Genomic DNA, 12,617 nt, shown 5'->3' with positions numbered 1-12,617 from the left:
CCCGGCAGGCCGCAGCGTGCCCGCCGGCTAGCCGAGCAGGGCGCGGAGCCCGACGAGCGCGGTGAGCTGGTGCTCATAGATCGGCGCGCTCCCCGCGGACACGTCATCGCCGCGGCCGACGTGGAACGGGTTGATGCGCACGATCGGGATGTCGTACCGGGAGTGCAGGTCCCAGGTCAGGTTGCGCAGGTTCATCACGGTGAGGCCGACCCCGATCTCGAGGATGACCGTGCTGCCGGGGTCCTCCGCTGCGAGGGGGCGCTGGTAGTCGAGGAAGTCGTCCTCCTGGAGTTCGTTCGCGGCGTTGTTGAACCAGTAGTCGTCGAAGAAGAGCACGTTCGGCCGGGCAAGGCTCCCGCAGGTGGGACAGAAGGTGGTGGCAAGCGTCGGGTCGACGGTCGGGAAGACGCCGTGCGCCTCCGGTTCGGCCAGGCACTGGGAGCGATCGTAGGCGCCGTGGATCTCGAGGAGCTTCTCGGCAGGGAAGCCGTGGTCGGTGAAGGCGGTATCGACGTTGGAGGTGAGCACGAAGGAGTCCTTCGCGGCGGCATCCAGCCAGTCCTGGAGCACGAAGTACGGGTCGGCGGGCCGGGAAGGTTTCTCCGATTCGCGCATCTCCCGCCAGGTCTCGCGGAAGAACGCGGCCTGCTGGTCGGGTTCCTCGAGCCAGAGCGGCGCGCAGGAATGCTCGAGGTTGGTGTGGCCGTAGTGCGAGACGGTGTCACCGTATGCCGCGTTGTCCCCGGTCCAGTAGACGGGCGTCCCGATGTCGGCGCTCATCCCGGCGCCGGCGATCACGATGACCCGCTGCGCCCGCGCGAGCAGTGCGCGACTCGGGGCGAGCGGGGTGTGCAGAACGGATGCTGCAGGTTGGGCGGACGGGACGGGCACGGAGTATCTCCAGCTGCGGCCCTATTCGACGGCCGCCCTTCCATTGTGCGCCTCAGGACAGCGGCCGGATGAGTGCCGGGTCCTGCCGTTCGGCGTCGGGCATCCGCACGCTGTTCACCCGCCGGGACACGGGGTAGCTCTCGATGTGGGCCGCAACGGCGCTGGACGTTCGGTCGAGCAGGTCGAGCAGGTGATTCGGGTCGGTGAGCTTCCCCGGTCTGAGCCACTCGTCCCACACATTCCGTTCGAGGAATGCGGGCATCCGGTCGTGGATCTCGCCCGAAGCGTCGCGGGCCTCCCTCGTGATGATCGTCATACTGTGGGACCAGGAGTCGTCACTCTCCTTGCGCGCCGCGTAGAGTCCGGCCGCTGCGAGGAGCCCGTCGCCGTGGATGAAGTGCGGCTGCTTGCCGTCTGGGAGGTCCTCCCACTCGTAGTAGCCCGTCATCGGGACGATGCACCGGCGCGAATCGAAGGCCGTGCGGAACATCCCGTTGGTGGCAACGGTCTCGAGGCGCGCATTGATCGGCGCGGGTCGTTTGCCGCCGGTCGACCAGGCCGGCGTGAGCCCCCAGGTCGCCGCGTCAACCTCGCGGGTGATCGTTCCGTCGTGTTCCCACTCGCGCACCACGGGAACCCGATCGGTCGGCGCGATGTTGTACGACGGCCGCCAGTCCCGAAAGTCGCCGCCGGTCGCGACGAACTCCTGGATCAGATCGTCGGTGTCCTTGTCCATCGCGAAGCGTCCGCACATGTGCTCAGGGTATTCCGGCAGGTGCGTCCTGACAATCGCGCCGCTAGGCTGTGCGAATCCGGCAATCGCATCTCTGGAGGAGTCGCCATGGGTCTCTTTTCGCCCGGTTTCATGGGCCGTCGCCGCGAACCCGTCCCCGGGCTGCCGCCGGGACAGCACCTCGTCACGGACTTCCCGGTACTCTCGATCGGACCCACCCCGCGGGTGTCCACCGAGGAGTGGCGCTTCAGCATCACGAGCGAGTCCGGGCTGATGACCACCTGGACCTGGGACGAGTTCCAGGCGCTGCCGCAGGAAGACGTGACCGTCGACATCCACTGTGTGACGAGCTGGTCGAAGTTCGGCACCGGCTGGCGCGGCGTCTCCCTCGACACGCTGCTCGAGGGCGTCGACACCGGGGCCGGGTTCGCGATGGCCCGCAGTTACGGCGGGTACACGACCAATGTGCCGCTCGACGAGCTGCGCGGCGGCAAGGCCTGGGTGGCGCACCAGTTCGACGGCGCCCCGCTGGCTCCGGAGCACGGCGGCCCTGCCCGGCTGCTCGTGCCCGCGCTGTACTTCTGGAAGAGCGCGAAGTGGGTGCGGAGCATTGAGCTGTCGACCCGCAACGATCCCGGTTTCTGGGAGCAGAACGGGTACCACATGCACGGCGACCCCTGGCGTGAAGAACGGTACTGGTGAGCGACGTCCCGGCGAGCGCCGCCCGTTCCACGTGGAACGCATCGGACTGGCACGACGCCCTGGTCGTCGAGGCCTACGCCGAAACCCCGACGGCCCGCACGATCCGGATGCGGCTGCCCGCCTCAGCCGCCCTGCCCCAGCTGCCCGAGCTCGTCGCGGGCCAGCACATCGACGTTCGCCTGACCGCACCGGACGGGTACACCGCCGTGCGCTCGTACTCGCTCGCCTCGGCCGCACCGGGTGGGGTTCTCGAGATCACCGTTGAGGAACTCGACGATGGCGAGGTCTCGCCGTATCTCGTGCGCGGCCTCGATGTCGGCGACCGGCTCGAGATCCGCGGACCGATCGGCGGCTGGTTCGTCTGGCGCGAGGAGGAACCCGCGCCGGTGCAGCTCATCGCCGGCGGCTCCGGCGTCGTTCCGCTGATGGCCATGATCCGCGCCCATGAGGCGGCCGCGCACCCGGCTCCGTTCCGCCTGCTCTACTCGGTGCGCTCACCGGAGATGGCGTACTACCGCGCCGAACTCGAGGAGCTCGCCCGGGTCTCCCCGCGCTTCGACCTCGACTGGGTGTACACCCGGCGTGCCCCGAGCGGATGGCCCCACGCACCCGGCCGCCTTGACGTCACCGGCCTCGCGGCGAGCGTTCAGACCCTCGGCACCAGCGCGCTCACGTTCGTGTGCGGCGCGACCCCCTTTGTCGAGTTCGTGGCGGACGCCCTCGTGCGGGCTGGCCGGGATCCCGCCCGGATCCGGACCGAGCGGTACGGCGGCGCGGACGGCGCCTGACGTTTCCGCGCCCCCGCGCCCCTGCGCACGCGCTCAGTCGGAGATTTTCGCGACACGCCGCATCCGCCGACCGGCCCAGCGGCGTTTCGCGAGAATCTCCGACTGAGCCGGCTCAGCCGACGGCGCTCGAGACGAACAGCACAGCCTCGCTCGCGACGAGGTCGTCGAGCTCGAGCACCCGGTCGAGGTCGTGCCCGGCCGCGAGCGCCGCGGCGTGCTGCTCGGGCGTCTGGGGCGCGAGGCGCCCCTGCATGAATCCGCCGAGTGCCCGCACGGCGCAGGCCGCGATGATGCCCTCGGGTGTCCCACCGATGCCGACGACGACGTCGACGTCGGTCCCTGAGGTCGCGGCCGCGACGGCGGCGACGATATCGCCCTCTCCGACGAGCCGGAGCTCGGCGCCGGTCGCGAGGATCTCGGCGATGAGCACCGCGTGACGGGGCTTGTCGAGCACGACGACGACGAGGTCGCTCACGGCGACCCCGGTGACGGCGGCGAGCCTGGCGAGGTTCTCGGCGATCGGGCGGCGGATGTCGACGACCCCGTGGCCGGCCGCGCCGCAGATGAGCTTGTCCATGTAGAAGACGTCGACGGGATCGAACATCGTGCCGCGGGGGGCGAGCGCGATCACGCAGATCGAGCCGGGGAGACCGGAGGCCGCGAGGCGGGTGCCGTCGAGCGGGTCGACGGCGACGTCGCAGAGCGGGGCGCCGCCCTGGCCGAGCGCCTCGCCGTTGGCCAGCATCGGGGCCGCATCCTTTTCGCCCTCGCCGATGACGACGGTGCCCTCGAACGGAGCATCGGCGAGCACGTCCCGCATGGCCGTGACGGCGGCGTCGTCGATGGCGATCTTGTCGCCCCGGCCGAGCCAGGGCAGGCAGGCCGCCGCGGCGGCATCCGTCGCCTCACGCACGCGGGCGACGAGGGCGGCGGGATAGGAGTGCGCGCCGAGCACGACGGCGCCGGAACCGGAGCCACGGGGGATGCCCGTCGGCTCGATTTCCGGCTCGGCGGAGGGACGGACGGGGACGGGTGTACCGGAGACTGGAATGGCGTCAGCCTAACTCTTCCGTGTTACGAACGCGGGTCACGAGCTCGCCAGCGCCCTGCCGTCGGCGTCGAGGTAGTCTCGCCAGGACCGCTTCGGCGCCCAGCCGAGCAGGCGCTGCGCCTTCGCGCTCGAGATGCCCGAGGCATCCGGGCGGGAGAGGGGCCGCAGCGGGATCGTGTCGCCATAGTGCTCGTGCAGGATCGCGGCGAAGTCGCGCCCGCCTGCAGTGTCCGGCGCGGCGATGTAGAACACCTCATGGCCGGGCAGCTCCGATTCGGCGGCGAGCACGATGGCGTCCGCGAGGTCGTATGCATCGGTGTAGCTCCACAGGTTGCCGCTGGCCAACGCGGCGTCGCGCACGAGCGGCCCGAGGTTCTGCTCGTAGTTGTCCTCGTTCTGCACCCAGCTCGGCCGCAGGGAGATGCACCGGATGTCCGAACGTGCGACGGCGGCATCCATCAGCTGCTCCCCGAAGAGTTTGGTGAGCGCGTACGGGTCCTGCGGGTGCGCCGGGTGGTCCTCGTCGACGGGCGCATACTCAGGCAGGAAGCCGCGCTCGGCGAACAGGAATCCCGGCACCGTCTCGCTCGAGATGTTCACGAAGCGCGGCACGCCGAAGCGGACGGCGGCCTCGAGAACGTTGAAGGTCGCCATCAGGTTGGTGCGGAACACGACGTGGGCGGGATTCGCGGTCGGGTCCGGGATCGCGGCGGTGTGCACGACAGCGTCGGCTCCGCGGATCACGGCGAAGGCCTCACCGGCATCCGTCAGGTCGGCCATCTGGTAGCGCGCCGCGCCCTCCACCGCCCGCTCGAAGACCGGGCGGGCGAGGTCGACCCCCGTCACGTCGTGGCCGGCTGCGAGCAGCGCCTGGACGGCGGCCCGACCGACTTTTCCGTTGGCACCGGTGACGACAACCTTCATGAGCGCTCCCTTGCTGAACGTGGTGAAAGCCTCACGCTACCGCGCCGGGGCCTGCCGGCTCCGCTCAGACGCCAATGTCGCGCTGGCGCAGCACGAGTGCCGTCACCGCCGCGACGAGCAGGGAACCGCCGTAGAACGCGAGGAGCGCAAGCGGCGGGGCCCCGTTCGTCATCGGGTAGTTTCCGAACGCCCAGTAGTAGGGCGAGAGCCCGTGCAACCACTCGAGGTCGGCGCTCTGGTTGCCGAGGGCGTTGAAGACGTAGCCGACGACCGCGACGAACGCTCCGGCACCGATGCCCCACACCTTGCGGCCCGTGAGCGCGCCGCCGAGCATCGCCACACTGCCGCAGAGCAGCACGAGGCCCGCGAAAAGCAGGCAGGTCTGGGCCAGGTACCCGACGTCGATGCCGAGCTGGCTCGGGCCGTTGAGGAGCGCGATGAGCACGAACATCAGGGCGGTGATCAACAGGACCTTCAGCACGAGCGCCGCGAACCGCTCCACGACCACCTGCACCCGGGTGACGCCGTGGGCGAGGGTCAGCTCGAGCTGGCCGGATTCCTCGTCGCCGCCGAGCATGGCCGCGCCCCAGCCGATCGAGGCGATGCTCATCAGCAGGAACCCGATCAGGCCGAAGACCGTCGCCTGGGTGTAGCCGGCCCCGGTGCTGATCTGGTCGTAATTGAGGGTACGGATCAGGGCCCGCGGCAGGGAGTCGATGAGCTTCTGCATCTCGGACGTGCCGATCATGCTCGGGTAGAGCGGCAGGTAGAGGAAGATCGCCGCCGCGATGCCGATTCCCCAGCCGAGCAGGGCTCGCCGGCCGTCTGCGAACGCCTTGCCGAAGATCGGCAGGGGCGCACGGCGGACATCCGTCTCCGTGGACGCGGTCATTTCGGTTCCTTCCTTTCCGCTCGGGACCCGCGGGCGGTTCGGGTCGCCCGGGAGGCCCTGTGCGACTCTGCGGAATCCTCCGGCGCGGTGTAGAGCGCGAGCACGGATTCCTCGAGGTCGGGTTCCTCGAGAACGAGATCCGTGAGGTCGAGCGTGGAGACGGCCTGGATGAAGGGCTGGATCGCACCCTCGAGGGTTGCGGTCGCCTCGGTGGCTGCGGCCCCAGCGGGGCTGGTGACGGCCATGCAGACGAGCCCGGCCATGCCGTCGAGCCGGCCCAGCCGCTCGGAGAGGTCGGCGGGGCGGATGCCGGTGGCCGTCATCCGCAAGTGACGCACGGCCGTTTGGCGCAGTGCCTCGACACTCGCGACGGTGATGATGCGCCCGTCCCGGAGGATCGCGACCTCGTCGGCGGCCTGCTGGATCTCGCTGATCACATGCGAGGACAGGAATACGGTCTGGCCGGCGTCGCGGGCCTCCTTGACGAGCAGCAGGAACTCCTGCTGCATCAGGGGGTCGAGCCCGCTCGTCGGTTCGTCGAGCACGAGGAGTTCCGGCTCGTGCATGAACGCCTGCACGATGCCGAGCTTCTGCTTGTTGCCGCGGGAGAGCTTGCGCACCGGCTGTGCGAGGTCGAGATGGAACCGTTCGGCGAGTTCTTCGATGTGCCCGGTGCGGACGGGACCGGAGATGTCGGCGTAGTGCTGCAGGAGCTTTCGTCCGGTGATGCGGCCCTCGAGGATGAGTTCTCCGGGCAGGAAGCCGATCCGCCGGCGCAACTCGGGGCCGGCGTTGCGCGAGTCGGTGCCGAGAACGGTCGCGTGCCCGGAGCTCGGCCGGATGATGTCGAGCAGGGCGCGCATGGTCGTGGTCTTGCCCGCTCCGTTGGGGCCGATCACGCCGAAGACGCTGCCGCGGGGAACCGTGAAGGTCACACCATGGAGGGCCTGGGTGCTGCCGAAGCGCTTGGTGATCTCGACGGCCTGGATCGCGGCATCCGTGGGCGGGGACGACGCCCCGGGATGTGGCCAGCTCGCTGTTTCGACGTGACTCATCGGGTGTCCTCTCGACTGGGGTATTCCTGGGCCGGCATGGGCTCTGCCGGGGGTGCCGCAGCGGGCTCCGGCGTTGCCGCGAGCGCCTTCCGGGTGACGTTCAGCACGGTCTCGTCTGTGTAGAGCCCGTGGGTGTACAGCTCGACCGACGGCAGCGCGAGCCGCCGCATCGTCTCCTGGCCGAGACCCAGGCCCTCGAAGCCGAGCGACCGGGCGAGGTGTGCGCTCATCGTCATCATCGCCAGGCTCGTCGTCGCGATCAGGACCGCCACCGCGCGCGGGTCGGAGGAGGGGTTCATGGTTCCGTCCGCGATTCCGGCCCGGATGATCGCCTCGGTCTCGTCGACGATCGTGTCCACGAAGGTCCGGCCGGCCGCCGTCTCCTCCGCGATCGCCCGCGACAGGTAGGCGACGTCGACCTCGTATTCCGCGGGGTTCGCGAGGTATCCCTGGATCACGGCCTGGAGTCCCGCCGGGCTCGCCTTGTCGCGGGCCGCGGCCAGCATGGTGCCGATCACGAATTCATCGCACTCCCCGCGGAGGCGCTCCTTGCTGCCGAAGTGATGCACGACGAGGCTCGCGCTCACGCCGGCGGTGGCGGCGATCGCCCGCAGGCTCGATTTGCGGAAGCCGTCCTGAGCGAAATGAACGATCGCGGCATCCCGGATCAAGGCGCGCGCCGTGAGGTCCTCCGGTGGAGAGGGACGAGCTGTACGCATGTTCAACATGCTAAACACTTGTTCAGTGCGGGTCAAGGCCCTCGGTGCGTGACATGCCGGAGCCCGGGTGCTCGCCCTGCAGCCTGCAGGGCGAGCATCCGGGCTCCGGGACTTCCCGGTTGACGATCAGCCGACGGTGCTGCTGAGCGTTCCGATCCCCTCGAGAGTGATGTCGACGCGATCACCGGGATGAACGGCGACAAAGGTGTTCGGAGCACCGGTCATGATCACATCCCCGGGTTCCAGGGTGAGCCAGCGCGTCACGTATGCGAGTGTCGCGGCAACACTCGACGGGAGGTTGAACGACCCGGACCGGGCGCGCACCTCACCGTTGATCGCGACCTCTGTGCTCACGTTCTCGGGGTCGGCCACCTCGGTCTCGATCCAGGGGCCGAGCGGTGTGTAGTTGACTCCACTTTTGCTCTGGAAGTTCTTTTCGTCGACGGGCACCTGATCGACGTTCGTCACGTCGTTCGCGACCGTGAATCCGAGAACGTAGTCGAAGGCGTTTTCTACAGTGAGCGCGGTAGCCGATCGCCCGATGACGACGGCAAGTTCTCCTTCGACGTTGACCGTTCCCACGCCACGCTGAGCCAGGATCTCGTCGCCAGGCCCCGCGACGGTGTGTGCCGATTTCTGCCAGGCCTGAATGGGCAGGACGTGGTTGTTGTTGGTGAGGTTATGAGCAATTCCGACGACGAGGCCGGGTTGCACCGGGGCAAGGAGCACGGCACCGTCCATGGGTGTCGAGTCCCCGGTGAAGATGATTTCCCGGGCGAAAGGATCGATGATGAAGTCCCAACGATCGTCCACGGCCACCGCAGAGCGGGGCCCTTCTGGAGTTTCGAGTCGTGCTATCCGCATGCTGTGCTTTCTGATTTGGTCGAATGAGGAGAGAAGCTGCGTCAGCTGCCGACACGTGCGAGGAATTCCTTGTGCGACACCATGTGTTCGGGACGTGTCTCAACCTGAACCGCGCTGTCGAACAGTGCGTCGTTGAGAAGCGTCAGGTCACGGCCGCGGGTCTCGGGTGTCACGAAAGTCGTTGCGAACGTGATCGCGGCGAGGATGAAGACATAGATGGCCAGCGGCCACCAGGCCCCACCGCTGGCGCCGATGAGGAAAGCACCGAGGACCGGCGCGATCCCGCCGGCAAGGATGGCACTGAATTCCCGTGACGTCGCAACACCGAGATACCGGTGTTGGTTGCCGAACATTTCAGGAAGGAGCGCGCACTGCGCGCCGAGCATGGTGTTGACTCCGAGGCCGATTGCAACGGCGATCACGATGATGACGATTACAGGGTTTCCGAGCGACAGCAGCCACCAGCCGGGGAAGGCAAGCACCAGAAGGACCGCCGCGCCGAACCGGTAGACGGGGACCCGTCCGAAGCGATCAGAGAGGTGACCGGCGAACGGAACCGTCACCATCCCGACCAACGATCCAACCGCGACGGCGAGCGGGCCGATCCACGTGCCGACTCCAACGGTTGTGACCACGAAACTCACGGCGAGAGTGCTGAAGATATAGGAGCCCCCGTTCTCCGCCATCCGCAGGCCGATTCCACGCAGAACCGAGGGGAATGAGCCGCGGAAAACCTCGCGGAGGGGACTCTCGGCAACCTGATCCTGCTTTTCGAGAGTGATGAATGTCGGGCTTTCCCGCAGGCGCATCCGGATGAAGACGGCGACACCGATGAGCAGGATGGAGGCGAGGAAGGGAATGCGCCACACTCCCGCGAGCAGGACCTCCGTGGGGAGGGTGCCGAGGTAGACGAACACTCCCGCGGCAAGCAAGGTTCCTGCCTGAATCCCAATGAAGGGGAGGGCCGCGAAGAAGCCGCGTCGGCGAACGGGTGCGTATTCGGCCATAAGGACCGTCGCGCCCGCCTGTTCGGCGCCAGCACCGAAGCCTTGCAAGAGCCGGAGCAAAACCAGGAGAGCCGGGGCCCACAGGCCGGCCTGCTCATAGGTCGGCAAGACGCCGACGAGAGTGGATGCGCCACCCATGATGGCGATCGTCGTGAGTAGAACCCATTTACGACCGAGCTTGTCGCCGATCGTGCCGAAGAAAAGCCCCCCGAGTGGACGTGCGGCGAAGGCCACCCCAAAGGTGGCGAAGCTCGCGACCAGGGCAACGGCAGGTGTGAGGTTGGAGAAGAATACCTTGCTGAAGATCAGGGCCGACGCGAGCCCGTACAGGGCGAAGTCGTAATATTCCAGCGCACTGCCCACGCTTGATGCCAAAGTGGCCCGACGAAGATTCGCCGCGTAATCCGGATCCGAAGCCCCACTGGAACCGCCCGGTTGATTCTCACTGCTCACGATGTCTCACCCTCCATTGGATGACCCCTGAGTCGAATGAATTACTCGGAATTCACCCAAGTCGAGGCGTCGATGCGGGCGTCTGTGCCCGTAGGAATGATGCTACACCCGGCTGAACAGAGTTCGGCATTCTGAACGATTATTTTTCGACAGGAACAATCGTCGGTCGCGTCAGCTCCGCTGCCGCCATCCGAAGAGCCGCCAGGACGCGCGCCCGCTCCTCCGGTGAATCATTCGGGTGCACCAGCGACGCACCGATTCCGAACGATGGTTCTCCGCTTCGCGTCGAAGGGACGAGGACTGCCAAACCGACCACGCTCAAGTGGATCTCACCCTCATCGATGGCATATCCGCGCTCACGCGTCATCTTCAACTTCCGCTGCAACGTCTCCAGGTCCTTCGTTGAACGATCAGTGAAAGTCACGAGTCGATTGGGGTCCGCGTACAGCGCTTCAACCTCGTCCGGTGGTAGTTCCGCGAGGAGTACCGTACCCACCGCGGTCGCTGACGACGGGTAGCGATCTCCGACGCCCGCAGACAACGGGAACCGCTCCCTCCCTTCGTACGCCGCCAGATAGAGGACCCTGGCTCCGTCCAACATTGCAATCTGCACAAGTTGTGTGGTGAGCACCTCCGACTCTTCGCAGATCCGGTAGAACTCCCGAATCTGGTCGAACCCCGCGAGGTAAGCGCTTCCGAGCTCGACCGCGCGTCTGCCCAGTAGATATCCTCCACCGCTTCGCCGGATGAGCCCGCCCTCTTCGAGCGACGCACACAGATTGGACGTCGACGACTTGGCTATACCCAACTCTCGCGCGATATCGCTCAAGGAACGGGCGCGGCCGGGCGAGAGCGCGAGCAGATCGAGGATCCTGACCGCCTTCAAGACTGCCGGCGCCTGAGCACCCTTTTCAACCTCGATGACGCTCATTCCGCTTCCTCCTTGGCGCCGCGCTGCGCCGCATGGCGGCAGCCGAAACACACCCCGATGGTACCAGTCGCCCACTTTCACGGGGCGACCACCATCCACAGTGGTGAATGCGGTTCTGTATGCTGTTCAAATGTCAACGTTGCCCCCCGCCGAATCAGGTCCTGTATCCGTGGGAATGATCGGGCTGGGAAACATGGGGTTGCCCATGGCCCTGAACCTGCTCCGCGCCAGCGGACCGGACAGGCACATCCGCAAAGTCACGGTCACGGGGCGATCACGAGAACGTTCTGCGGCGCTACTGGCAGCCGGAGCGGCATGGGCAGGCACGCCGCGCGAACTCGCGGAGCAGTCGGACGTCCTCATCCTCATGGTTCCCGATTTGCCTCAGGTGGAGGAGGTTCTTTTCGGGCCAGACGGCGTCGCCGAAGCGTCCACGGAGCTTGTCGTGGTCGTCTCGGCCACGGTCTCAGCTGCCGGACTGCGCACGGTCGACGCTCGACTCCGTCACGGTACGCACGGGCGAATGGTTCTTGTCGACGCCCCCGTCAGCGGCGGCACCGAAGGCGCGGAAGCAGGAATACTCTCGATCATGGTCGGCGGCGACGTCGAACCCGTCGCACGCGTCCTGCCGGTCCTCAGCGCCTGTGGGTCCCCATTGAGACTGGGGCCACTTGGAGCCGGCGCCGTGGCCAAAGCCTGCAACCAGCTCATCGTCGCTGCGACAATGAGCGCGATCGCCGAAGCGAGCGTGATCGCCGAACGCTCAGGCCTTGACCTTGGCGCCCTGTTGGACCTTCTCCAGGGCGGCTATGCGGGCAGCCGCGTTCTGGAGACGAAGGGTCGACGGCTCGTCGAGCGCGACTACACGCCAACAGGGGCGGCCAAATTCATGGTCAAGGACCTGAGTTTCGCGGCAGCCGCTGCTGCAGATACCCGCACGGTGGCCCCGACCCTGGCCGCCGTGCGGGAATCCTTCCTACGGTTGACCGAAGCGGGCCTCGGAGACCAGGATCTCGCCGTCATCCACCGATACGTCGGCAGTCTTTGATTTCATTGGTCGAGGCTTCGGCAGCTACTGAGACACCGCCGGAACCCGCAGGGACGTGACCGCAGCGGCAACAATTTCGCTGACCCCTGCGGCGATGTCGACGACGGTTCCCTCCTCGGTGTCGCAGAGCGGCTCAAGAGTACGGAGTTGGGACTCCAAAAGCTCAGGCGGCATGAAATGTCCTCCGCGGTCGCGGAGGCGCGCCGCCAGTAATTCAGGAGTACCAGAAAGGTGCACGAAGTACGTTCCAGGCGCCTCGGCACGAATCGCGTCCCGATAGCTCCGTTTGAGCGCGGAGCATGCAATGACGAGCCCCTGGCCATCGGCTCGCGCGGCGGAAAGGGCGCCGCCGACGAGCGAGAGCCACGGCATCCGGTCCGCGTCGTCGAGGGGACGGCCTGCGGCCATTTTGGCGATATTGGCCGCGGGGTGGAGCACGTCGCTGTCGATGAACGACTCGCCGATGGCCCGCGAAAGCTGTTCACCGACTGTCGACTTGCCCGCACCGCACACTCCCATCACGACGACAAGCGGATGTTGGACGGAGTTGATCATGGCG

Annotated in this window: 14 protein-coding genes; 3 read left to right on the top strand and 11 right to left on the bottom strand. The window is 67.2% G+C overall.

Annotated features, from left to right (window positions below; translation table 11 throughout):
- Positions 1-27: 27 nt before the first annotated feature.
- Together RHM57_RS18120 and RHM57_RS18115 are read right to left on the bottom strand one after the other, a co-directional pair.
- On the bottom strand, positions 28-891 hold the full coding sequence (locus RHM57_RS18120) for a Sir2 family NAD-dependent protein deacetylase (RefSeq protein ID WP_134558148.1): 864 nt from the start codon (positions 889-891) through the stop codon (positions 28-30).
- Between the two features lie 52 nt (positions 892-943).
- Entirely contained in the window at positions 944-1,645 is a 702-nt protein-coding gene (locus tag RHM57_RS18115) for an SOS response-associated peptidase (RefSeq protein WP_322189059.1), read from the bottom strand.
- A gap of 87 nt (positions 1,646-1,732) precedes the next feature.
- Between RHM57_RS18115 and RHM57_RS18110 the strand changes: the two genes are divergently transcribed.
- A complete protein-coding gene (locus RHM57_RS18110) occupies positions 1,733-2,326 on the top strand; it encodes a sulfite oxidase-like oxidoreductase (RefSeq protein ID WP_134558146.1) in 594 nt (197 codons plus the stop codon).
- Positions 2,323-3,114 carry a ferredoxin reductase gene (locus RHM57_RS18105; protein ID WP_241975196.1) on the top strand — a complete coding sequence of 264 codons (792 nt, stop codon included), beginning with the start codon at positions 2,323-2,325 and terminating at the stop codon, positions 3,112-3,114. The genes RHM57_RS18110 and RHM57_RS18105 overlap by 4 nt, the downstream gene beginning before the upstream one ends.
- A 112-nt stretch (positions 3,115-3,226) precedes the next feature.
- On the opposite strand, the gene RHM57_RS18100 is transcribed toward RHM57_RS18105, so the two are convergent.
- The 8 genes from RHM57_RS18100 to RHM57_RS18065 all read right to left on the bottom strand — a co-directional run bounded on the left by RHM57_RS18100 (position 3,227) and on the right by RHM57_RS18065 (position 11,010).
- A complete protein-coding gene (locus RHM57_RS18100; RefSeq protein WP_241975195.1) occupies positions 3,227-4,069 on the bottom strand; it encodes a fructose-bisphosphatase class II family protein in 843 nt (280 codons plus the stop codon).
- 132 nt (positions 4,070-4,201) lie between these two features.
- Positions 4,202-5,089 (bottom strand): NAD-dependent epimerase/dehydratase family protein, encoded by an 888-nt coding sequence (locus RHM57_RS18095; RefSeq protein ID WP_134448448.1) that lies wholly within the window; start codon positions 5,087-5,089, stop codon positions 4,202-4,204.
- A gap of 64 nt (positions 5,090-5,153) precedes the next feature.
- Positions 5,154-5,981 carry an ABC transporter permease subunit gene (locus RHM57_RS18090; protein WP_134448450.1) on the bottom strand — a complete coding sequence of 276 codons (828 nt, stop codon included), beginning with the start codon at positions 5,979-5,981 and terminating at the stop codon, positions 5,154-5,156.
- Positions 5,978-7,036 (bottom strand): ABC transporter ATP-binding protein, encoded by a 1,059-nt coding sequence (locus RHM57_RS18085; protein ID WP_134558145.1) that lies wholly within the window; start codon positions 7,034-7,036, stop codon positions 5,978-5,980. Before RHM57_RS18085 ends, RHM57_RS18090 begins: the two co-directional genes overlap by 4 nt.
- On the bottom strand, positions 7,033-7,755 hold the full coding sequence (locus tag RHM57_RS18080; RefSeq protein WP_134448454.1) for a TetR family transcriptional regulator: 723 nt from the start codon (positions 7,753-7,755) through the stop codon (positions 7,033-7,035). Before RHM57_RS18080 ends, RHM57_RS18085 begins: the two co-directional genes overlap by 4 nt.
- Positions 7,756-7,881: 126 nt before the next feature.
- Entirely contained in the window at positions 7,882-8,619 is a 738-nt protein-coding gene (locus RHM57_RS18075; protein ID WP_134448456.1) for a fumarylacetoacetate hydrolase family protein, read from the bottom strand.
- 41 nt (positions 8,620-8,660) lie between these two features.
- Entirely contained in the window at positions 8,661-9,989 is a 1,329-nt protein-coding gene (locus RHM57_RS18070; RefSeq protein WP_241975193.1) for an MFS transporter, read from the bottom strand.
- Positions 9,990-10,218: 229 nt separating this feature from the next.
- Complete coding sequence (locus RHM57_RS18065) at positions 10,219-11,010, bottom strand: IclR family transcriptional regulator (RefSeq protein WP_134448460.1); 792 nt, start codon at positions 11,008-11,010, stop codon at positions 10,219-10,221.
- A 130-nt stretch (positions 11,011-11,140) separates the two neighbouring features.
- Between RHM57_RS18065 and RHM57_RS18060 the strand changes: the two genes are divergently transcribed.
- Positions 11,141-12,058, top strand: coding sequence for an NAD(P)-dependent oxidoreductase (locus RHM57_RS18060; protein ID WP_322189053.1), 918 nt, complete (start codon positions 11,141-11,143; stop codon positions 12,056-12,058).
- A gap of 24 nt (positions 12,059-12,082) precedes the next feature.
- Here RHM57_RS18060 and RHM57_RS18055 read toward each other — a convergent pair whose 3' ends face one another.
- Complete coding sequence (locus RHM57_RS18055; RefSeq protein ID WP_134448464.1) at positions 12,083-12,613, bottom strand: gluconokinase; 531 nt, start codon at positions 12,611-12,613, stop codon at positions 12,083-12,085.
- Positions 12,614-12,617: the final 4 nt, after the last annotated feature.

This window comes from Cryobacterium sp. 10S3, from assembly GCF_034344045.1.
Classification (GTDB): domain Bacteria; phylum Actinomycetota; class Actinomycetes; order Actinomycetales; family Microbacteriaceae; genus Cryobacterium; species Cryobacterium glucosi.
Note: the sequence above shows the minus strand (reverse complement) of the source record. Positions and strands in the feature narration are given on the sequence as shown.

What these genes read in the sequence shown, in the direction of transcription:
- RHM57_RS18115 (WP_322189059.1), bottom strand. Translation starts at nt 1,645, where the DNA reads ATGTGCGGACGCTTCGCGATGGACAAGGACACCGACGATCTGATCCAG.
- RHM57_RS18110 (WP_134558146.1), top strand. Translation starts at nt 1,733, where the DNA reads ATGGGTCTCTTTTCGCCCGGTTTCATGGGCCGTCGCCGCGAACCCGTC.
- RHM57_RS18095 (WP_134448448.1), bottom strand. Translation starts at nt 5,089, where the DNA reads ATGAAGGTTGTCGTCACCGGTGCCAACGGAAAAGTCGGTCGGGCCGCC.
- RHM57_RS18090 (WP_134448450.1), bottom strand. Translation starts at nt 5,981, where the DNA reads ATGACCGCGTCCACGGAGACGGATGTCCGCCGTGCGCCCCTGCCGATC.
- RHM57_RS18085 (WP_134558145.1), bottom strand. Translation starts at nt 7,036, where the DNA reads ATGAGTCACGTCGAAACAGCGAGCTGGCCACATCCCGGGGCGTCGTCC.
- RHM57_RS18080 (WP_134448454.1), bottom strand. Translation starts at nt 7,755, where the DNA reads ATGCGTACAGCTCGTCCCTCTCCACCGGAGGACCTCACGGCGCGCGCC.
- RHM57_RS18075 (WP_134448456.1), bottom strand. Translation starts at nt 8,619, where the DNA reads ATGCGGATAGCACGACTCGAAACTCCAGAAGGGCCCCGCTCTGCGGTG.
- RHM57_RS18065 (WP_134448460.1), bottom strand. Translation starts at nt 11,010, where the DNA reads ATGAGCGTCATCGAGGTTGAAAAGGGTGCTCAGGCGCCGGCAGTCTTG.
- RHM57_RS18060 (WP_322189053.1), top strand. Translation starts at nt 11,141, where the DNA reads ATGTCAACGTTGCCCCCCGCCGAATCAGGTCCTGTATCCGTGGGAATG.
- RHM57_RS18055 (WP_134448464.1), bottom strand. Translation starts at nt 12,613, where the DNA reads ATGATCAACTCCGTCCAACATCCGCTTGTCGTCGTGATGGGAGTGTGC.